Below are 21,284 nucleotides of genomic sequence, written 5' to 3' on the forward strand. Positions count from 1 at the left end.
ACGATCATCGCCCCTTCCACTGCGGCTTGCGCTTCTCGATGAAGGCATCGATGCCCTCGGCGGCATCTTCCGCCATCATGTTGCAGGCCATAATGTTGCCCGCATAGGCATAAGCCTCCTCCAGACTCATGGAGCGCTGACGGCTGAACATGGCCTTGCCCGTGCGGATCGCCACCGGGCTTTTCGCGCAGATGTCGGCCGTCAAAGCGGTCACGGCCTGATCCAGTTCCGCATCCTGCGCGACCCGGCTGACGAGGCCGTAGGACAATGCCTCGGCGGATGAGATGAAGCGCCCCGTCACCAGCATGTCGAAAGCCTGCTTGGGCGAGACATTGCGGGAGAGCGCCACGGCCGGCGTGGAGCAGAACAATCCCACATTGATGCCGGAGACGGCAAAGGTCGCGCTCTCGGCCGCCACAGCCAAATCGCAGGACGCCACGAGCTGACACCCGGCCGCCGTCGCCATGCCATGCACCCGTGCAATCACCGGAACGGGCAGGTTGACGATGCCCTGCATCACCCGGCTGCATTGCGCAAACAGGGCCTCGTAGTAATCCTGATGCGGATTGGCCCGCATCTGCTTGAGATCGTGTCCCGCGCAGAAGGCCCTGCCCGCGGCGGCAAGGACGACGCAGCGAACCGCCCCATCATTCTTCAGGTCGTCAAGCGCCCCCTGAAGCGCCATCAGCATCTCCTCGGAGAGAGCATTGAACTGAGCCGGGCGGTTGAGGGTGAGCGTCACGACCCCATTCCGATCCTCGCACAGCAGAATGTCATCACCGGAAACGGCCTGTTGGGCAGTCATGGGCATTCTCCTCCGGATCGTTCCTTGCACGTTGTTTACAGGATCCAACCCGAATAAGCTCGATCTGGCAATAAGACCCTTGAGGAACGCTGCATCATCCTGGGCCAAAGACAAGAGGTGCCTTTCGTGAACAAGCTGCCGATCAGCCGCTTTCCTACCCCTGAGATATCCGATCTGCCCGAGGATATCCGCACGCGCATTCTCGCGGTTCAGGAGAAGTCGGGCTTCGTGCCGAATGTGTTTCTGGTGCTGGCCCATCGCCCGGACGAGTTCCGCGCCTTCTTCGCCTATCACGATGCCCTGATGGAGAAGCCCGGCAGTCTCACCAAAGCCGAGCGCGAGATGATCGTGGTGGCGACGAGCAACGCCAACCAGTGCCAATATTGCGTCATCGCCCATGGCGCCATCCTGCGCATCCGGGCCAAGGACCCGCTGATCGCCGATCAGGTCGCCATCAACTACCGCAAGGCCGACATCACGCCCCGCCAGAAGGCAATGCTGGACTTTGCCATGAAGGTGTCTCTTGAGGCCTATGCTGTCGGCGATGCGGACATTGCGGCCTTAGGCTCCCACGGCTTCACGGAAGATGACGTGTGGGACATCGCGGCGATTGCCGCCTTCTTCGCCATGTCGAACCGTCTCGCCAATGTCACCAGCATGCGGCCGAACGACGAGTTCTATTCGCTCGGCCGGGGCTGAGTCATTTTACTGAGAGTACCTTACCGGGATTAAGCCGGTTGTCGGGATCGAGCGCACGCTTGAGAGTGCGGGCGAGGTCCATCTCGGTTGCTGCGCGGTAGCGCGCCAACTCGCCGACCCGGTACTGGCCGATACCGTGCTCCGCCGAGATGCTGCCGCCGAAAGCCGCCACCACGTCGTGCACGATGCGGTTCACGACATCTGTATCCTGGCCTGCATCGACGAGAACGTTGTAGTGGATATTGCCATCGCCGAGATGTCCGAAGGCGTTCACGCGCGTGCCCGAGGCGCCGGCAGCGAGCGCTTGCCCGGCCTCGATAAGGAATCGAGGAACCTCGGTCAGCGGTACGGACACATCATGCTTGACGCTCTTGCCCTCCCGCGCCTCGGATTCCGTCACATGCTCGCGCAGGGCCCAGAGCTGGGCCGCCTGCGCGCCTGATTCGGCGATTACGCCGTCGAGCGCGATCTCCTGCTCGAAGGCCGAGCCCAGCATCGACTCGGCTGCCTCCCGTAGACCCGCCAAGCTTGAGGCCGCCTCGATCAGCACGAACCATTCACCCTCGGCGATGGGTGCTTTCAAGCCGGCATGCCTGGCGACAAGCTGCATGGACGTGGCCGAGATCAGCTCGAAGGCCGAGATCTGATCGCCCAATTCGTCCTGGGCGATCTCCAGAAGCCGCAGGGCGGCCGCAGGATCGGCCACCGAGAGCAAAGCAGTCACGGAGTGCTTCGGCCGCGGCAGAAGCCTCAGGACCGCCGCCGTGACGATCCCGAGCGTGCCCTCGCTGCCGATGAAGAGCTGCTTCCAGTCGTAGCCCGCGTTGTCCTTGCGCAGCTTCCGCAGGCCATTGGCGACGGTGCCATCGGGCAGGACCACTTCCAGGCCGAGCACGAGGCTGCGGGTCATGCCATAGCGCAGCACGTTCACGCCGCCTGCATTGGTCGCGACCACCCCGCCGATGGTAGCCGAGCCCTCGGCCGCTAGGCTGATCGGCAGCAGGCGTCCAGCCGCTCCGGCGGCATCCTGCGCGACTTTCAAGATGCATCCGGCCTCCGCCTCGATGGTCAAGCCGACCGGGTCGATGCGGCGGATGGCGGCCATGCGATTGAGAGACAGGACGACCTGCGTGCCTGATGCGTCCGGCACCGCTCCGCCGGCCAGCCCCGTATTGCCGCCCTGCGGGACGATGGCGGCACCCGCGTCGTGGCAGATCTCGCACGATCTGGGCCACCTGCTCGGTCGAGGACGGGCGAGCGACGCAAGCCGGCCGGCCGGGGAAGAGCTTGCGCCAATCGACGGCATAAGGTTCGAGATCCGAGCCTTCGGTGATGACAGCTGTCGGACCGAGAAGGCCCGTTAAGCGCTGCTGCAAATCCGTCGGCTTGGTCATCGGAAATCCCCCGCGGTTTCGATCACCGCTCCTGACCGATCAGGGAGCAATCGTCAACGTGACATCCGCGAGAGACAGAGCATCAGTGAAAATGCAGCAGAGTTTCACTCAGCTTTTGCCAGACCCGGGCTCGGCCATCTTGCGGTGCTGTTCGGCGAGCACGCCGGCCGGCGTCACGGAGGCGAGGATGGTGGTGAACTTGTTCTTCCAACCGCTCACCACGTCGCCATCGCCACGCATCATGGCATCGAAGCCGACCTGCGCCACATAGGCGGGATCGTCCTTCTTGTCCTGGCCGACCTGCGTGTCCTCCATGCCGGCTCGCTCGAAGAACTCGGTCTCGGTGGCGCCGGGCATCAGGCAGGTCACCGTCACATTGGTATCCTTCAGCTCAGCCCGGAGCGCGAAAGAGAAGGAATCGATGAAGGCCTTGGTGCCGTTATAGACGGCCTGAAAGGTGCCGGGCATGAAGCCGGCAATCGAGCCGGTGATGAGAATGCGGCCTTCGTTCCTGGCTCGCATGTCGCGGCCAACCTTCTGGATCAGATAGATCGTGCCGGTGATGTTGGTATCGATCACGTGGCGCGCTTCAGCGAAGTCCTGATCCAGGAAGGCGTGGCCGAGCCCGTGCCCGGCATTGGCCAGAAGCGCACCGACCGGCCTGCCTTTGGCGGCGGCGTAAAGCTTGTCGACACCCTCAAGGGTGGCAAGATCGGCCTCGATGGCCTCGACCTCGGACCCGAGAGCCTGGAAGTCCTTCACCACATCGTGGATGGCGGCCTGATCGGCGGCAATCAGCAGATCATACCCATTCTGGGCACAGAGTTTCGCAAGCTCATAACCGATGCCCGACGAGGCACCGGTCACGATGGCAAGCGGCTTCGCAGTTTCTGGCATGGCATTCTCCCAGCCGACTCAGAGAAATGGACCGGCCACTATCGGAGAGAAGCGAAACCGGCACGTGGTGCTTGAACTCGCGAAGGCCAGTTCAGTTCAAAAATACTCATCGAGTTCCCGGTCTCGCCACGCGAAGCATCCCGCAGATTCAGTCCAGTCAAAGACCAGTCTTGTACTGATACCGGGCAGTTGCTTTCGCTTTGGGGGCAAGATACCTTCACCATAACAACATAAGAAAGCTCAGATCGCAGTGGATCTGTAGCCGGGAGAAGCGCTCTTGGGTCCGCAGGAATCGGCGACGCTCGATGTCGCGGTGAGTGGTGGCGTATGCGGGCATGACATGGCCCGAAACGCGGTGGAACATGGCACCGCGATGATCTCCACATATCCCATCTCTGCCGCCTCCGATCCTGCTCGAAGCCCAGGGAAGTGCCGATGACCGTTGTTCTTGAAGGCGTCTCGAAGAAGGTCGGAGCAGCGGTTCATATCGACGACGTTCATCTGACCCTGGAACGTGGCTCCCTCAATGTGCTGCTCGGGGCGACGCTTGCCGGTAAGACCTCGCTCATGCGGCTCATGGCTGGACTCGATGTGCCAACAAGCGGCCGCGTTCTGGTCGACGACAGGGATGTGACGGGCTGGCCTGTGCAGCGCCGCAGCGTGGCCATGGTCTACCAGCAGTTCATCAACTATCCCTCGCTCGACGTTTACGAGAACATCGCCTCGCCCCTGCGGGTCTCCGGTCTGCCGAAGAACGAGGTCGACGGGCGCGTCCGCGACGCCGCCAAGCTTCTGAAGCTCGAGCCTTATCTCGACCGCAAGCCGTTGAATCTCTCCGGCGGCCAGCAGCAGCGCACCGCGATCGCCCGGGCACTGGTCAAGCGTGCGGATCTCGTCCTGCTCGACGAGCCCCTGGCCAATCTCGACTATAAGCTGCGCGAGGAGCTGCGTGAGGAGCTGCCGCGGGTCTTCGCGGCCTCGGGTGCCATCTTCGTCTATGCCACCACGGAGCCGTCCGAGGCCCTGCTTCTGGGCGGCAACACCGCGACCCTCTTCGAAGGCCGCGTAACCCAGTTCGGGCCGACGCCGCAGGTTTATCGCCGTCCCCGCGATCTGATCACGGCTCGCGTTTTTTCCGATCCGCCGCTCAACACCCTGAAGGTCCGCAAAACCGGCGGCAATGCGAGCTTGAGCACGGGCGGCGAGATCCGCGCGACCGGTCCTCTCGCGGCCGTTCCGGATGGGGACTACACCGTGGGTTTTCGGGCCCATCACCTCAAGCTCGAACCTGCCGGCTCCGAAGAGATCGCCATTCCGGCCATCGTATCCGTCTCCGAAATCACCGGATCGGAAAGTTATGTCCATCTCGATGCCAGTGAGCATCGACTCATCGCGCTCGTTCCCGGCGTGAGGCGGCTTGAGCCGAAATCTGCCGTGACCGCTTATATCGATCCGCGGCACCTGTTCCTGTTCGATGATGCGGGCCGTCTTGCCGCCGCCGACCCTGCCCAGAGAGCGGCGTGAGGAGAGACAGATGGCCCGCATCACCCTCGATCATCTCGCCCATGCCTACAGGACCGATCCCCGCACGGCGGATGATTACGCCCTCAAGGAGATCAACCATGTGTGGAGCCAGGGCGGCGCCTATGCGCTGCTGGGCCCCTCGGGCTGCGGCAAGACCACTCTGCTCAACATCATCTCCGGCCTTGTGCGTCCCACCCGCGGCCGCGTGCTCTTCAACGATCTCGATGTGACGGATCTGCCGACGGAAGCGCGCAACATCGCGCAGGTGTTCCAGTTTCCCGTGGTCTACGACACGATGACCGTGCGCGAAAACCTCGCTTTTCCGCTCAAGAACCGGCACGTGCCGCGCGACAGGACGGCCCGGCGGGTGGAGGAGATCGCACGGTTGCTCGACCTCACCCGCGTCCTCGACCGCAAGGCCAGCAACCTCACTGCGGACATGAAGCAGAAGATCTCCCTCGGACGCGGCCTCGTGCGCCCCGATGTGGCGGCGATCCTGTTCGACGAGCCGCTCACCGTGATCGATCCGCACCTGAAATGGCAGCTGCGCTCCACTCTGAAGGAGATTCACCGCGCGCTCGACATCACCATGATCTACGTGACCCACGACCAGACCGAGGCGCTCACCTTCGCCGACAAGGTAGTGGTCATGCATGACGGCGCCGTGGTGCAGACCGGAACTCCTGACGAGCTGTTCGAGCGTCCGGCCCACACCTTCGTCGGACATTTCATCGGTTCGCCAGGCATGAACATCCTGCCCTGCCGCGTCGAAGGCGCCACCGCCTTCGTCGGCAATGAAGCGATCCCCCTGCAGCGGGCCTATCGCGGCTTGTCTGACGGTGAGCGGGTCGAGCTCGGCATCCGGCCTGAATTCGTGCGACTGCAGCCGAAGGGATCGGGGCTACCGGTCCAGATCCGGCGTATCGACGATATCGGCCGCGCCCGCATCGCCCGGGTCGAGATGAGCGGACGCCCACTTGCCGCCAGCGTTCCGGAGGGCATCTCCATCGAAGGGAACGAGGCCGCGCTCGCGCTCGATCCACGCCACGTCCACATCTATGCCAACGGGCATCTCGTCTCAGGCGAGCCGATCGGAGGGAACCGGGCATGACGAAGACCGTCAACAACAGGGCCTGGTTCTTCGTTCTGCCGGTCTTCGCCATCGTGGCCTTCTCGGCCGTCCTGCCGCTGATGACCGTGGTGAACTACTCGGTTCAGGACACCTTCGGCAACAACCAGTTCTTCTGGAACGGCATCGGCTGGTTCCAGGAACTGCTCGATCCTTCGACGGAGCTCGGCGGACGCTTCTTCGACGCCCTATGGCGCACCCTCCTCTTCTCGGCGATCATCCTCATGATCGAGGTGCCGCTCGGCATTGCCGTCGCGCTCGCCATGCCGCGCGAAGGCTGGACGGTGGCGCTCTGTCTCGTCCTGATGGCGCTGCCACTTCTGATTCCGTGGAACGTGGTCGGCACGATCTGGCAGGTCTTCGCCCGCGGCGACATCGGCCTGCTCGGCTGGACCGTCAACCACCTCGGCATCGACTACAATTACACGAACGATCCCATCGACGCTTGGGTGACGCTCGTCGTCATGGATGTGTGGCATTGGACGAGCCTCGTCGCTCTTCTCTGCTACGCCGGGCTGAAATCGATTCCCGATGCCTACTATCAGGCCGCACGCATCGACGGCGCCTCGCGCTGGGCGGTCTTTCGAACGATCCAGCTGCCAAAAATGCGGCGCGTGCTGCTGATCGCGGTGCTCCTGCGCTTCATGGATTCGTTCATGATCTACACCGAGCCCTTCGTGATCACCGGCGGCGGCCCAGGCAATGCCACCACCTTCCTGTCCATCGATCTGGTAAAGCTGGCACTCGGCCAATTCGACCTCGGTAAGGCGGCCGCCATGTCGCTGGTCTACAACCTGATCATCCTCGCCATCTGCTGGGTCTTCTATACCGTCATGACGAACGTGGATGCCGAACGCGAGAGAGTCGAAGCATGACCGGAACCATTGCCGTCGGCGCCTCCGAGACAAAGCCTGTCGCAGCGCCCCTGGCTGCGAACCGCGCCCTGTCCGGCCCGCGGGTGAGTGGGCGCGTGGTGGTGATGACCCTCTACCTCCTGTTCCTGATGCTGCCGATCTACTGGCTCCTCAACATGAGCCTTAAGACGAATATGGAGATCACTTCCGGCCTCACGCTGTGGCCTCGGGAGATCACCTTCGACAACTACATCAAGATCTTCACCGACCAGAGCTGGTACTCGGGCTATATCAACTCGCTGACCTACGTCGTCATCAACACGGTGCTGTCGATCTCCTTTGCGCTTCCGGCCGCCTATGCCTTCTCCCGGTACAAGTTTCTCGGTGAAAAGCACCTGTTCTTCTGGCTGCTCACCAACCGCATGGCGCCGCCGGCGGTCTTCGCCCTGCCCTTCTTCAACCTTTACTCGGCCATCGGCCTCTTCGACACGCCCTGGGCGGTCGCCCTGGCGCATTGCCTCTTTAACGTGCCGCTGGCGGTGTGGATTCTGGAGGGCTTCATGTCGGGCGTGCCGCGGGAGATCGACGAGACCGCCGCGATCGACGGCTATTCCTTCCCGCGCTTCTTCGTAAAGATCTTCATGCCGCTCATCGCCTCCGGCATCGGCGTGGCCGCCTTCTTCTGCTTCATGTTCTCCTGGGTCGAGCTGCTGCTGGCGCGCACGTTGACCTCGGTCAATGCCAAGCCCATCGCCGCCACCATGACGCGCACCATCTCGGCTTCCGGTATGGATTGGGGCCTGCTCGCCGCCGCCGGCATGCTCACCATCGTGCCGGGCGCGCTCGTGATCTGGTTCGTCCGCAACTACATCGCCAAGGGCTTCGCCCTGGGCCGGGTCTAAGGAGGCTTACATGCCTGATCTCGCCTGGATGGCCTGGACTTGGCAGACGGGGCTTTTCTTCGCAGGAATCGCAAGCCTGCTGTTGATTATGACATTGCTCGCGATCTATCGCCCCGAGACCGAACGTGTCGGCGTGCTGCGCATTCCAACGACGCGCGGCGACCGCCTCTTCATCTCGCTTCTCGGTGCGGCCTTCATTCACCTCGCATGGCTCGGGCTCGTCGGCCCAGGTCTGTGGTGGGCCTCCGGCCTGTCCCTGCTCTACGCAGCCGCCGTGTTTCGCTACGTCTAGGAGGGAATGGCTCAAGAGTACCCTGCGGTTTGCCCGGACCGGAGGGAATAAGACCAGCGCACAAGCCGGCCAGGGCATAACTTGGGAGGAACGAATGAAACTCACCCAATCTCACCGGCACTTGAAACTGTTCATCTCGACAAGCGTCCTCGCCATGGCGCTTGGCTCCAGCGCTGCTCTCGCGGGCATGGAAGAAGCCCGTCGCTGGATCGACAGCGAATTCCAGCCTTCCACCCTCTCCAAGGACGACCAGCTAAAGGAGATGGAATGGTTCGTAAACGCGGCCAAGCCTTTCGCGGGCCAGGAGATCAACGTGGTCTCCGAGACCATCACGACCCATGAATACGAGGCGCGGACGTTGGCCAAGGCCTTCTCGGAGATCACCGGCATCAAGCTCACCCACGACCTGATTCAGGAAGGCGACGTGGTGGAGAAAATCCAGACCCAGATGCAGTCCGGTCGCAACATCTACGATGCCTGGGTCAACGATTCCGATCTCATCGGCACCCACTTCCGCTACAAGCAGGCTATCGCACTCGACGACTGGATGGCGGGCGAAGGCAAGGACGTGACCTCGCCGACCCTCGACATCAACGACTTCATCGGCAAATCTTTCACGACGGCGCCGGACGGCAAGATGTACCAGCTGCCGGATCAGCAGTTCGCCAATGTGTACTGGTTCCGCTACGACTGGTTCCAGCGTCCGGACTTGAAGGAGAAGTTCAAGGCCAAATACGGCTACGACCTCGGCGTTCCGGTGAACTGGTCGGCCTATGAGGACATCGCCGAATTCTTCACCAACGACGTAAAGGAGGTCGATGGCGTCAAGGTTTTCGGCCACATGGATTACGGCCGGAAGGATCCGTCGCTCGGCTGGCGCTTCACCGACGCCTGGCTCTCCATGGCCGGCAACGGCGACAAGGGCATCCCGAACGGTCTGCCTGTCGATGAGTGGGGTATCCGCATGGAGGGGTGCCGCCCGGTCGGCTCGTCCGTCGAGCGCGGCGGCGACACCAACGGCCCAGCCGCCGTCTACGCCATCACCAAGTATCTCGACTGGATGAAGAAGTATGCCCCGCCGCAAGCGAATGGCATGAACTTCTCCGAGTCGGGGCCGGTGCCGGCGCAGGGCAACATCGCCCAGCAGATCTTCTGGTACACGGCTTTCACCGCCGACATGGTGAAGCCCGGTCTCCCCGTGGTGAACCAGGACGGCACGCCGAAATGGCGCATGGCGCCCTCGCCGCACGGCTCATACTGGAAGGACGGCATGAAGCTCGGCTACCAGGATGCAGGCTCGTGGACGCTGCTGAAATCCACGCCTGTCGACCGCCGCAAGGCGGCCTGGCTCTATGCGCAGTTCGTGACCTCCAAGACGGTCTCGCTGAAGAAGAGCCATGTGGGCCTCACCTTCATCCGCGAAAGCGACATCTGGCATCAGTCGATGACGGATCGCGCACCGAAGCTCGGCGGCCTTGTCGAGTTCTACCGCTCGCCTGCCCGCGTGCAATGGACGCCGACCGGCAACAACGTGCCGGATTATCCGAAGCTCGCGCAGCTCTGGTGGCAGAACATCGGCGATGCGGCCTCCGGCGCCAAGACGCCGCAAGAAGCCATGACGTCGCTCGCCAATGCACAGGACGACGTGCTCGGACGTCTTGAGCGCGCCAATGTGCAGGGCGAATGTGGCCCGAAGTTGAACCCGAAGACCTCCGCCGACGAATGGTTCAAGAAAGCGGAAGCCGCCGGCACCATCGCGCCCCAGCGCAAACTCGCGAACGAGAAGCCGAAGGGCGAGACGGTGGATTACGACACGCTCATCAAGAGCTGGCCCGCTTCTCCGCCGAAGCGCAGCTGACCGAGACCGGCCCCGCCCCATAAGGGCGGGGCTTTTTCACGTGCGGCCGCGCAGCACCTAGCCGCCCGGTCAGTATCGAAGAAAGCCGTTTGCCGGCAGGATCGCCTGGACGATGACCGAAGAGGTTTGTCATGCCAGATCCATCAGCCGGCTTTTCCCTCAATGCGATCTCGGACCTTGCCGCCGATCTGCTCGATGGCGTTGCGCCACGGCTGGTGACGATCCACGGCCGTAGGCGCGGAACGTCAAGCGGGTTCCTCTGGCGCCCTGGCCTCGTCGTGACGGCGGAGGAAGCACTGGAGGCTGACGAGGACGTGACGGTCACACGTCCCGATGGGAGCCAAGTCACAGCAAGCCTCATCGGTCGTGACCCGAGCACGGATATCGCTCTTCTCCGCATCGAGGAGCAGTCGCTGGAGGAGATCGCGTTCTATCCGACAGACGGAGTTCGCGCGGGGCATCTCATCCTTGCCGCAGGGAGGCAACCGGAGGGCCTGAGTGCAGCGCTGGGCATCGTCGCCCTTGCAGGCGGACCCTGGAGGAGCCTGCGCGGCGGCCATATCGACCGCAGAATCCATCTCGATCACAGGCTCGATTTCCAGTCGGAAGGCGGCGTTGCCCTCGACACGAGCGGGCGGATTATCGGAATGACGGTGCTCGGCCCCCGGGGTCGCGTTCTCGTCATTCCATCGGAAACCATCGAGCGGGTGGCACCGCAGCTTCTCGACAAGGGTCGTGTCGCCCGCGGCTATCTGGGCCTCGGGCTCCAGCCGGTCCGCATCGACAAGGCCTCAGCCGATGCGGCAGGACTTGCGGAATCGCGGGGCCTGATCGTAATCAGCGTGGACGAGGAAGGTCCGGGACAAACGGCGGGCATTCGCCAAGGCGATATCCTCATCCGGTGGAACGCGGACGCCCTGCCCTCTGTCCGCCGTGTCTATACGCTTCTCGGACCCGAGAGCGTGGGCCAATCCGTCGATCTAGGAATTGTGAGGGCGGGTGCGCATATGACTCTTGCGGTTGAGATCAAGGAGCGCCCGAAGCCTCAGTAACGAGTGGGCGCCGATAGGGTGAAGCCTTGCGGAAGGTGGCTCTTCAAATCGACGATGCGAGCCTGCTCGACCGCATCGCCACGATCCTGGCCGAGGAGGACGGCATCGGTGCCCTGCACTCAGGCAACCCCGACGTGGTGATCACGGATCACCTGCCCTTTTCTGAGAAGGTCCCGACGATCCTCTTGGGCGACAGCCTGAGCGGGCCCGAGGCGCTGAAGGCGGGAGGGAGCGGGATTCTCCCCCGCGATGTCGCCGTCTCGGATCTTCTGCTGGCGCTGGAGGCCGTCAACAGGGGCTTCGTCATCATGCCGCGAGGCGCTGCCGGGATCATCCGGGATCCGGCTTCGCACGATCCATCCGATCCGCCACGAGACGATCTGCTCACCGCGCGCGAACTCGAAGTTCTGCGGCTGCTGGCGGAAGGCGCCTCGAACAAGCTCATCGCGCGCAGGCTCGGGATTTCATTCCACACCGCGAAATTTCACGTCGCCTCCATTGCGGCGAAACTCGACGCGACAGGGAGAACGGATGCGGTCGCGCAGGCGATCCGTCTTGGCCTCATCATGCTGTGATGAACGACACCGCGGCGCAGGCCCTTGGTTCCCGCCCTTACCGTCACCACATGATGTGAAATAGCGTTATCCTTTGGGGGCTACATGCTCGATCGCACTCCAGCCTTTCTCCTCAACACGGACAACTCATTATCGTCATCGCAGCAAGTCTCCGATACGCGCGATGACGATATCCTGCTCGATTCCTACTCGCATGCCGTGACCAGCGTCGTGGACCGTATCGGTCCCGCGGTGGTGCGCATCGAGCCGCAGGTTTCGGGCCGAACGGCAGGCATGGGTTCCGGCGTCATCATCTCGCCCGATGGGCTCCTGCTCACCAACAGCCATGTCATGCAGGGCGCACGGGATGCAAACCTCACCGGCTCCGACGGGCGCACCATCGAGGCGCGGGTGATCGGCGACGATCCGGATACGGACCTTGCCCTGCTGCGCGCCAATGGCGACAGGCTTCCCTTCGCCACCCTGGGCGATTCCAAGCGACTGAAGCGCGGCCAGATCGCAATCGCCATCGGCAATCCCCTTGGCTTTGAATCGACCGTCACAGCCGGCGTGGTCTCCGCTCTCGGACGAAGCCTGCGGGCGAAGTCGGGACGGCTCATCGACGACGTGATCCAGACGGATGCGGCCCTTAATCCTGGCAATTCCGGCGGCCCGCTCGTGGCAACATCCGGCGAGGTGATCGGCATCAATACCGCGGTCATCATGGGAGCGCAGGGCATCTGCTTTGCCGTCGCGAGCAACACGGCGAGGTTGGTCGTGTCGGAACTGATCCGCCACGGTCGCGTCCGCCGGGCCTCGATCGGCATTGCGGGGCAGACAGTCCCCCTGCCACGGCGCGTGAGCTATGCGGCCGGTTTGACCGGACAATTCGGCGTCGTCATCGCCGCCGTGGAACCCGGCAGTCCCGCAGACCACGCGCAGCTCGAACAGGGCGATGTCATCCTCTCGCTCGACGGTGAGCCGGTCGGTGGTGTCGACGATCTGGTGCGCCTGCTGAACGGAGAGCGGATCGGACGCTTCGTCGAGCTCGTGCTTCTCAAGAAGGGCGAGATGCGCACCGTGACGATCACGCCCATCGAGCGCAAGGCGAAAACCGCACATTCGGAGTAAGTGGCGAGAAGGAATTTCGAGCGGAGCCTGTCCTACTCCGCGTCCGCTCGAAATTCCCCTTTTTCCAACCATGTAGGATCAAGCGTGAATAGCTCCTGCGGCCGGGCGACGCCTCTCAGCGCATAACGGCCGACCGACACCAGGCAGTCCTGATCGTCCTTCGCGACTGTCGAGAAGAAGGCGGACGACACGAGAACGTCGCGCTCGACGGAGCGGCACAACGCACCGATCCGGCTCACCTCGTTCACGGCCGGTCCCACGACCGTGAAATCGAGGCGATCCTGGCTGCCGATATTTCCATAAAAGACCTCGCCGATATGCAGGCCGAGATAGGCACTCGTGACCGGCAGGTTGCACGACAGCCGCTCTTCGTTCAGGGCGCGAATTCGGGAATGCATCAGACGCTCGGCCTTGAGAGCGGACCGGCAGGCTCGGCTCGGATCTTCCTCCTTGAAGATCGCGAGCGCTCCATCCCCGATCAGCTTCAGGACATCGCCGCCGGCCTCATAGATGGAGGAGATGATCGCTTCCGAATAATCGTTCAGGAACGGAATGATCTGTTCAGGGTCCGCAGTCTCCGTAATGTGGGTAAAACCATGCAGGTCGCTGAACCACAGGACAGCCTGAATCCGATCGGTCACGCCCCGGGCGATGCGTCCGCTCAGAACGAGGCGGCCGGCGTCGCGGCCGAGATAGGTCTCGACAAGGGTCTTGGCGATGCGCGCGAGCGAGGCGCATTTCAGAGCGAGCATCAGAGGCGCGGCCAACTCGCGCACGAGCGAAATCTGCTCATCGGTGAAGCCGGAAGGCGCGTCCGTCGTCCAGGACGAATAGAAGGAATCCATTTCACCGATGGCGCCTGCCGCCTCAAAACGATGAATCAGGACCAGATAATCCGTCTGTCCCTCATTGCGTAGATCACCGAGAACGGAGAAGTCCTCAAGGTGACCGGGACCGATCCGGCGCCGCAGGAAATCCTCCCCGCTGAGAAGAAGGTGATAATAGGTGCTCCGGCGCCAGTTGTCGGCTGCCTGCCCTTCCACATTGGTACGACCATACTCGACGACAGGATCGTGATCACCCTGATCGTCACGACGCCAGCGGAAGACCCGCCCCTCATGGATGGGGTGCAGTGTGTCGATGACGATATTGACCCGGGCGACAGGTAGCCCAGCGGCGACGAGGCGGTCACAGAAACCACGCAGGAGCTCAAGCTCCGTCAGGCCTGTCAGCCCGGCCTCTGTGACCCATTTCGCGATGCCTGCTGCCTGGGCTGTGTCCATAGGGATCTCTTCACGATGACGATTCTGCCGGCCATCCATGACAGCACATCGGGTGGTTGGTCAAAGCCGAACGCCGACCAAGCGGTGTGACTGCCCTCCGTTTCTACTCGGCCGGCGACGGTTGAGTTCCCGTGGAATCCACTCGTTTTGGGTCTGGACGCCGGAACATCCGCAGGACCACCAGCCGCACGGCCACGTAAAAGACCGGCGTCAGGAACAATCCGAACACGGTCACGCCGAGCATGCCGGCGAACACGGCCGTGCCCAGGGCCTGTCTCATCTCGGCGCCGGGCCCGGTCGCGATCGCGAGCGGCAGCACGCCGAGGATGAAGGCGAAAGCCGTCATCAGGATGGGACGCAAGCGCAACCGGCAGGCTTCGACGACGGCCTCCCCCGGCGTCTTGCCGTCAAATTCCGCCTGCCTTGCAAATTCGACGATGAGAATGGCGTTCTTCGCCGCCAGTCCGACCAGGACCACAAGGCCGATCTGGGTCAGGATGTTGTTGTCCTGCCCGCGGATCATCACGCCGATCAGCGCGGAGAGCACACTCATCGGCACGATCAGGATGATGGCGATCGGCAGGGACCAGCTTTCATACTGGGCCGCGAGCACGAGGAACACGAAGAGCACCGACAGGGCGAAGATGAACACCGCCGTGTTGCCGGTCTGCCGCTCCTGGAACGCCAGGTCCGTCCACTCGAAGCCCATGCTGGGCGAGAGGTTCTGCCGAACCAGCGCCTCCATGGCATCGAGTGCAGCACCCGAGGAAATGCCTGGAGCCGCGTTGCCCTGCAGGGCCACCGAGGTGAACATGTTGTAGCGCTGGATCAGATCGGCCCCGGAGACCTCGCGCATCTCGACAAGCGTGCCCAAGGGAACGAGGGCCCCCGTTGACGAGCGGACGCGCAGCCGGTTGATATCCTCCTGGTCGATCCGGAAGCGCTGGTCGGCCTGCGCCCGAACCTGATAGACGCGGCCGAAGGCATTGAAGTCGTTCACATAGGCCGTACCGAGATTGATGCGGAGCGTCTCGAAGATGTTCGGGATCGGCACGTTCAGAATGCTCGCCTTCTGACGGTCGATCTCCAGATAGACCTGCGGTGAATTGGCTGAGAATGTCGTGAAGACGCCGGCCAGATTCGGGTTCTGGCGCGCCTGCCCCATCAATTGATAGGCGACCGCGAGAACGCCGCGCACATCGTCACCGGTCCTGTTCTGGATCTGGACCTTGAAGCCGCCCGAATTGCCGAGGCCGCGCACAGGCGGCGGCGGAATGGCGATGATGAACGCTTCCTCGATCTGCTGCATGCGGGCGAAGAGATCGCCGATGATCTTGGTCCCTGAATCGCCTGCTTCGATGCGCTCATCGAAAGGCTTGAACGCGGCGAAGATTGCCGCAGCATTGGTCGCGTTGGTGAAGGTCGCGCCGGAGAAGCCGGCAAAGGCCACGGCATTCTGAACGCCTGGCGTTTCCTGGATGATCTTCGAGGCCCTTTGCACCACCGCATCGGTGCGCGACAGGGAGGAACCGTCTGGAAGCTGGATCACGACGATGGCATAGCCCTGATCCAGCGTCGGGATGAAGCCGCGCGGCACGTGATTGGCGATCCACACGGTGCCGGCCAGAAGCCCGATATAGATCGGCAGTACGATCAGCTTGTGCCGTGCCAACGTACCGACGGCCCTGGCATAGCCGTTGGACGTAACGTCGAAGCCCCGATTGAAGCCGTTGGCCAATGTTCGTCCGAACCGGAACATCGGATTCCTGGAATGCTCATGGCTGTGCGGCTTCAGCAGGAATGCGGCCAGAGCCGGCGAGAGCGTCAGGGAGTTGAAGGCCGAGATGACTGTCGAAACGGCAATGGTCAGGGCGAATTGCCTGTAGAACTGACCGGAGATGCCGGGAATGAAAGCCGTCGGGACGAAGACCGCGACGAGAACCAGCGCGATGGCCACAAGTGCGGTGCCGACCTCGTCCATGGTCGTGTGCGCGGCATCCCGCGGCGACATGCCAAGGGCGATGTTGCGCTCCACGTTCTCCACCACCACGATGGCATCGTCGACCACGATACCGATGGCCAGAACCATGCCGAAAAGAGTCAGCGTGTTGATCGAGAAACCGAGAGCCGCCATGAAGGCGAACGTGCCGATCAGCGAGACGGGGATCGCCACGATGGGAATGATCGCCGTGCGCCAGCTCTGCAGGAACACGAAGACCACGATCACGACGAGCGCCGTGGCCTCGAACAGGGTCTTGTAGACTTCGTTCACGCTCTCAGCAATGAATTCCGTGGGGTTATAGACGATCTCGTACGCGACGCCTTGCGGGAAATTGCCTTTGAGCTGCTCCATGGTCCGGATGATCTGCTCCGACGCAGCGAGCGCATTGGTGCCGGGCCGTTGGAAGATTCCGAGAGCAACGGCAGGCTTGCCGTTGAGATAGGAATTCGTCACGTAATCCTGGGCGCCGAGCTCGATGCGAGCCACATCCTGCAACCGCACGAGACGTCCCTGCGGCGTGGCCTGGACGATGATCTGTCGGAACTGACGCGGATCCTCGAACCGTCCCTGCGTCGTCACCGTCAGCTGGAACGCCGCATCCGTCGGTGTCGGTTCCTGCCCCAAGGCGCCCCCGGAGACCTGGACGTTCTGTTCCTGGATCGCCCGTACGACTTCGCTCGACGTCATGCCGTAGGAGGCAAGCTTCTCGGGGTCGAGCCAGATGCGCAGGGAATATTGCCGCTCGCCGAAGATGATGAGATCGCCCACGCCATCGAGCCGCAACAGGATGTCGCGCACGTAGTTGCGGGCATAGTTCGAGACGTAGAGCTGGTCGTAGGATCCGTCCGGGGAGAGCATATGCACGACCATCATCAGATCGGGCGAGCTCTTGAGCGTCGTCACGCCGAGGCGGCGCACCTCCTCCGGCAAGCGTGGCGTTGCAATCGCCACCCGGTTCTGAACGAGCACCTGGGCCTTGTCGAGATCGGTGCCGAGCTTGAAGGTGATCGTCAGCGCCATGGCGCCGTCGCCGGTGGAATAGGAGGACATGTACAGCATGTCCTCGACACCGTTGATCTGCTGCTCCAGCGGCGTGGCGACCGTGGCCGCGACCGTCTGCGCATCGGCGCCCGGATAACTCGCCCTGACCACCACGGTGGGCGGCGCGATGTCCGGATACTGGGCGACCGGCAGGGTCGTATAGGCGATCCCGCCGATGATCAGGAAGAGCGCCGACAGGACCGTCGCGAAGATGGGACGGTCGATGAAGAAATGGGCAAAGCGCATGGAAGCGCCCTCCTCGGGTGAAATCAGCTGCCGTTTCGTTCCCGCATCGGGGGAAGCGTAGTCATCTGCGGCGTGATCGGCGCTCCGGGTCGAGCCCGGACGAGGCCGTTCACCACCACCGTCTCATTGCCGGTCAGCCCATCTCGGATGACCCTGTAACCGTCGATCCTCGGGCCGATGCGCACGGGCTTGAGATTGACGATGTTGTTCTCGCCGACTACATAGACGACTCGCCGGTCCTGGTCGCTGCCGATGGCCTCGTCGGGCAGGAGGATGCCCTTGTAGGGGTCGGAGGCGCCCACCGTGACGCGGCCGAACAGGCCGGGCGTCAGGAAGCGATCCTTGTTCTCGAAGACAGCACGGACACGGATTGTGCCGCTGGCCGAATCCAGCCGGTTGTCGACGAAGTCGAGTTGACCTTTGCGCGTTCCGAGCCGCTCATCGGTCAATGTGAGTTCGACTTCGTTGGTCTCTCCATTGGCCGAAGTATTCGTTCCGCCGTGGGTCTGCCGCGAGAATGCCAGGAAGGAACGCTCGTCGACATCGAAATAGAACTGGATCGGATCAAGCGAGAGAACGTTCGTCAGGATCGTCTCGTTGGCATTGACCAGATTGCCTTCGGAGACGAGCTTGCGTGAGATCCGCCCCGACAGGGGCGATTTGATCTGCGTGAACTCCACGTCGAGCTGTGCTTGCCGCAGTGCTGCCTGGGCGCGATCCAGCTCGGCCTTGGCGGTCAGGAATGCCTGCCGCCGCTGATCGTAGACTTGGTCCGTGATGTTGCCGCTCCGGCGCAACTGCTCGGCGCGATCAAGATCGCTCTGCGCAAATTCCAGGCGGACCTGCGAAGATGTGACGGCCGATTGCGCCTGCTCGAGCTCATTGCGATAGGGCCGCGGATCGATGGTGAAGAGGAGGTCCCCCGCCTTGACGAAGGTGCCGTCCTGGAAATGGACCTTGTCGAGATAGCCAGAGACCCGGGCTCGGATATCCACCTGATCGATGGCCTCGAAACGTCCGATGAAGTCGGTCCGCTCGACGATATCCTTCACGAGGGGCTTGGCGACTGTCACCTGCGGCGGCGGTGGCGGCGCGGGGCCGCCCTGGGCGGAGGCCAGGCTCGCCGCCGCAAACCACGAGAACAGGACGCTGGAAACAAACACGGACCGAGGAAAGCGCATGCGTAACCTCCTGATCGGCATCATCGACGCAGCACTATACTTCCAAATTTCAGCTTATAGTCCTGTGCGCAGAGGCACGCGGAAGAGCTTTGTTCTTGTTGCAATGCAATACTACGCATTGGTTCGCGTCTGGCAAGATACGCAACATTGATACGCAGCAAGTGCAGAACTTGGCTGCACTTTGTGAACCGATCGAGCTGGTTATGAGATTCGATTGAAACGGCATCTACTGCCTAATGATGGGATGTCGTCCATCGGCGAACACCTAGCCGGTTGGCTAGGTGTTCAGGTATAGGCGTCGCGCAGATCAAGGGTGCTTTTGTGCCCGATGGAGCGATAGTTTTCCGCAAGCCATGAACGGGCAGCATTTCTGCCGAGATCCTTCAGCTCCTTGAAGAAACTCCATTGAGCGCTGAGGCGAGACGCAGCGGTGAACTCATCGAGATCCTGTCCGCCATGGATCCGGTGCATGAAGACCCGCTTGTAATCCTTCGTCGAGAGCTTTCCTTCGTCGATCAGCCGTGTCACGAACTCGACCGACCTGAACTGCTGCAGCAGATTGGCATTGAAGGTGATCTCGGTCAGCCGGTTCTGGATTTCCTGCACGCTCCGCGGCGTCGACCGGCGCTCGATCGGGTTGATCTGGACCAACAGGATATCGTCCGATCGTGTTTCGTAGAAAAGCGGAAAGAGCGCCGGATTGCCGGTGTAACCACCATCCCAGTAAGGCTCTCCATCGATCTCGACGGCCCTGAAGAGCATCGGCAGGCAGGCCGAGGCCAGCACGTGGTCCACGGTCAGTTCAGGACCGGTAAAGATCCGGATCTTCCCGGACCAGACATTGGTCGCCGCGATGAACAGCTTTGCATCCTTGCAGGCTCTCACCCGCTCGAAATTGATCAGGCCGTTGAGGGCATCGCGCAGAGGGTTGATGTCGAGAGGGTTCAAGTCGTAGGGGCTAGCGACCCGCGACCACGCATCGAACCAGAGATGCGAGGATTCGTTCATGCTCCAATAGCTCAACAGACGGTCGAACAGCGAACGCTGGAGCGGCGAGAGCACACCGTCGAGGCTCACGCGCTTCCAGAACTTGCGTAATTGCTCGCGCGCACCGTCGCGTCCTCCTTCGAGCCAGCCCTCGAAGAGAACGACCGCGTTCATCGATCCGGCGCTCGCGCCCGTGATCGCCTCGATGGTCAGCCGGCCGTCCTCGAGGAGGTAATCGAGCACACCCCAGGTGAAGGCGCCATGCGCGCCGCCGCCCTGCAGTGCCAGTGAGACGGATTTCTCGGCATTGGGACACTGCAGCCCGCGCACAGGGCTTTTACGGCTTTCGGCTCGACCGGTCATTCTGGGCTCCCGTTGTCGATTGGCAGATTACCATGACGAAAGCTCCGGAACGCAAGTCGCGACGCTAAACTTTGAATACGATACGGAACGCGATCATCCCGTTCCAATGGCGCAGGTTAAGCTTGGCTTTACCTCCGGAGCGCGCTTTATTTGTGCCGTAAAGCCAAGGGCTGTCGCCGATGAGCCAGTATTTCACCGACCTGATCACCTTATGGGTTGTGATCGACCCGATTGGAACGCTTCCGGTGTTTCTGGCCGTCACAGCCGGCATGAGTGCCGTTGCCGCCCGACGAACAGCTCTACGGGCAACGGTGGCCGCCTTCTTCGTCCTCTTGTTTTTCGTCGTTGCAGGACAGGCGCTGCTTCAGGCCATGGACATCGATCTCGACGCCTTCCAGATCGCCGGCAGCGTTGTTCTCTTCCTGTTTGCGCTGACGATGATTTTCGGAGAGCCAAAGATCGCGGTCGAGGAGAAGGATATCGAAACCTCCGATGTCGACCGATCGATTTACCCGCTTGCCATTCCCTCCATAGCAAGCCCCGGCGCCATGCTGGCCGTCGTCTCGCTCACGGACAACACCAAGTTCAGCATCTCACAGCAGGCTGAAACCGTGGCTCAGATGGCGCTCGTTCTGCTTGTCACGCTGATCCTCATGCTTCTGGCATCCCGGATCATCAAGGTCATCGGCGATGCCGGCGCCAGCGTCATCAGCCGGGTCATGGGGCTCATTCTCGCCAGCGTGGCCGTGAACGGCATTGTCCTCGGCATCAAGCAGGCGTTCAACCTCGCGCCCTAGCGCATCATACGCAGGCTAATTTGACTATAAGTATCAGCAAATTAGGAGATGGTGGGCCCGGCAGGACTCGAACCTGCAACCAGACCGTTATGAGCGGCCGGCTCTAACCATTGAGCTACAGGCCCTTCCGAGGAAGGCAAGGAAACGTCTAACGGAGGGAAAGCCTTTCGTCACCCCTTGTCGTGGCGCACGGCCTTGCCCTTTTCCAAGAACCGAGCTCAGAAAAAGGCATGGTCCTGGACGAACCGGGACCCTTCATGTTCCTGTAATACATCTCAAATTCCGTCAAGCCG

17 protein-coding genes, 1 tRNA gene and 1 pseudogene are annotated in these 21,284 nt (G+C 62.2%); 11 read left to right on the top strand and 8 right to left on the bottom strand.

Features of this window, described 5'->3' with window-relative positions; genetic code table 11:
- Nucleotides 1–4: 4 nt before the first annotated feature.
- Nucleotides 5–805 carry an enoyl-CoA hydratase gene (locus ACD578_RS14440; protein ID WP_404286013.1) on the bottom strand — a complete coding sequence of 267 codons (801 nt, stop codon included), beginning with the start codon at nucleotides 803–805 and terminating at the stop codon, nucleotides 5–7.
- 126 nt (nucleotides 806–931) lie between these two features.
- Here ACD578_RS14440 and ACD578_RS14445 point away from each other — a divergent pair, with 126 nt between their 5' ends.
- Nucleotides 932–1,504, top strand: coding sequence for a peroxidase-related enzyme (locus ACD578_RS14445; RefSeq protein ID WP_404286015.1), 573 nt, complete (start codon nucleotides 932–934; stop codon nucleotides 1,502–1,504).
- Between the two features lies 1 nt (nucleotide 1,505).
- Here the strand turns inward: ACD578_RS14445 and ACD578_RS14450 are convergent.
- Nucleotides 1,506–2,898, bottom strand: a pseudogene (locus ACD578_RS14450) (FAD-binding oxidoreductase).
- A gap of 108 nt (nucleotides 2,899–3,006) precedes the next feature.
- Nucleotides 3,007–3,795, bottom strand: coding sequence for an SDR family NAD(P)-dependent oxidoreductase (locus tag ACD578_RS14455; RefSeq protein ID WP_404286017.1), 789 nt, complete (start codon nucleotides 3,793–3,795; stop codon nucleotides 3,007–3,009).
- A 435-nt stretch (nucleotides 3,796–4,230) separates the two neighbouring features.
- On the opposite strand from ACD578_RS14455, the gene ACD578_RS14460 reads away from it, so the two are divergent.
- The 9 genes from ACD578_RS14460 (at nucleotide 4,231) to ACD578_RS14500 (ending at nucleotide 13,091) form a co-directional block, all read left to right on the top strand.
- Nucleotides 4,231–5,319, top strand: a complete 1,089-nt coding sequence (locus tag ACD578_RS14460) for an ABC transporter ATP-binding protein (protein WP_404286019.1) — start codon at nucleotides 4,231–4,233, stop codon at nucleotides 5,317–5,319.
- Nucleotides 5,320–5,329: 10 nt separating this feature from the next.
- Nucleotides 5,330–6,430 (top strand): ABC transporter ATP-binding protein, encoded by a 1,101-nt coding sequence (locus ACD578_RS14465; protein WP_404286021.1) that lies wholly within the window; start codon nucleotides 5,330–5,332, stop codon nucleotides 6,428–6,430.
- Nucleotides 6,427–7,323 (top strand): carbohydrate ABC transporter permease, encoded by an 897-nt coding sequence (locus ACD578_RS14470; RefSeq protein WP_152713419.1) that lies wholly within the window; start codon nucleotides 6,427–6,429, stop codon nucleotides 7,321–7,323. Before ACD578_RS14465 ends, ACD578_RS14470 begins: the two co-directional genes overlap by 4 nt.
- Nucleotides 7,324–7,427: 104 nt before the next feature.
- On the top strand, nucleotides 7,428–8,204 hold the full coding sequence (locus ACD578_RS14475) for a carbohydrate ABC transporter permease (RefSeq protein WP_404293861.1): 777 nt from the start codon (nucleotides 7,428–7,430) through the stop codon (nucleotides 8,202–8,204).
- A 10-nt stretch (nucleotides 8,205–8,214) separates the two neighbouring features.
- Nucleotides 8,215–8,496, top strand: a complete 282-nt coding sequence (locus ACD578_RS14480; RefSeq protein WP_152713420.1) for a DUF2160 domain-containing protein — start codon at nucleotides 8,215–8,217, stop codon at nucleotides 8,494–8,496.
- Nucleotides 8,497–8,650: 154 nt separating this feature from the next.
- Nucleotides 8,651–10,354 carry an ABC transporter substrate-binding protein gene (locus ACD578_RS14485; protein WP_404293863.1) on the top strand — a complete coding sequence of 568 codons (1,704 nt, stop codon included), beginning with the start codon at nucleotides 8,651–8,653 and terminating at the stop codon, nucleotides 10,352–10,354.
- 131 nt (nucleotides 10,355–10,485) lie between these two features.
- The gene (locus ACD578_RS14490) at nucleotides 10,486–11,406 is read left to right on the top strand and encodes a S1C family serine protease (protein ID WP_404286024.1); all 921 of its coding nucleotides are present in this window, start codon (nucleotides 10,486–10,488) and stop codon (nucleotides 11,404–11,406) included.
- Nucleotides 11,407–11,675: 269 nt separating this feature from the next.
- Nucleotides 11,676–11,981 (top strand): response regulator transcription factor, encoded by a 306-nt coding sequence (locus ACD578_RS14495; RefSeq protein ID WP_404293865.1) that lies wholly within the window; start codon nucleotides 11,676–11,678, stop codon nucleotides 11,979–11,981.
- An 84-nt stretch (nucleotides 11,982–12,065) separates the two neighbouring features.
- Nucleotides 12,066–13,091 carry a S1C family serine protease gene (locus ACD578_RS14500; protein ID WP_404286026.1) on the top strand — a complete coding sequence of 342 codons (1,026 nt, stop codon included), beginning with the start codon at nucleotides 12,066–12,068 and terminating at the stop codon, nucleotides 13,089–13,091.
- A gap of 32 nt (nucleotides 13,092–13,123) precedes the next feature.
- Here ACD578_RS14500 and ACD578_RS14505 read toward each other — a convergent pair whose 3' ends face one another.
- The 4 genes from ACD578_RS14505 to ACD578_RS14520 all read right to left on the bottom strand — a co-directional run bounded on the left by ACD578_RS14505 (nucleotide 13,124) and on the right by ACD578_RS14520 (nucleotide 20,194).
- Nucleotides 13,124–14,374: an adenylate/guanylate cyclase domain-containing protein gene (locus ACD578_RS14505; protein ID WP_404286028.1), complete on the bottom strand. Its 1,251-nt coding sequence runs from the start codon at nucleotides 14,372–14,374 to the stop codon at nucleotides 13,124–13,126.
- 103 nt (nucleotides 14,375–14,477) lie between these two features.
- Nucleotides 14,478–17,663, bottom strand: coding sequence for an efflux RND transporter permease subunit (locus ACD578_RS14510; protein WP_404286030.1), 3,186 nt, complete (start codon nucleotides 17,661–17,663; stop codon nucleotides 14,478–14,480).
- 23 nt (nucleotides 17,664–17,686) lie between these two features.
- Nucleotides 17,687–18,844, bottom strand: coding sequence for an efflux RND transporter periplasmic adaptor subunit (locus ACD578_RS14515; protein ID WP_404286032.1), 1,158 nt, complete (start codon nucleotides 18,842–18,844; stop codon nucleotides 17,687–17,689).
- 285 nt (nucleotides 18,845–19,129) lie between these two features.
- The gene (locus tag ACD578_RS14520; protein WP_404286034.1) at nucleotides 19,130–20,194 is read right to left on the bottom strand and encodes a patatin-like phospholipase family protein; all 1,065 of its coding nucleotides are present in this window, start codon (nucleotides 20,192–20,194) and stop codon (nucleotides 19,130–19,132) included.
- 179 nt (nucleotides 20,195–20,373) lie between these two features.
- Between ACD578_RS14520 and ACD578_RS14525 the strand changes: the two genes are divergently transcribed.
- Nucleotides 20,374–20,991: a MarC family protein gene (locus tag ACD578_RS14525; protein ID WP_404286036.1), complete on the top strand. Its 618-nt coding sequence runs from the start codon at nucleotides 20,374–20,376 to the stop codon at nucleotides 20,989–20,991.
- Nucleotides 20,992–21,040: 49 nt separating this feature from the next.
- Here ACD578_RS14525 and ACD578_RS14530 read toward each other — a convergent pair.
- A tRNA-Ile gene (locus ACD578_RS14530) sits at nucleotides 21,041–21,116 on the bottom strand.
- Between the last annotated feature and the right edge of the window lie 168 nt (nucleotides 21,117–21,284).

The sequence above is a fragment of the Microvirga sp. RSM25 genome (assembly GCF_044784385.1).
Taxonomy (GTDB): Bacteria; Pseudomonadota; Alphaproteobacteria; order Rhizobiales; family Beijerinckiaceae; genus Microvirga; species Microvirga tunisiensis.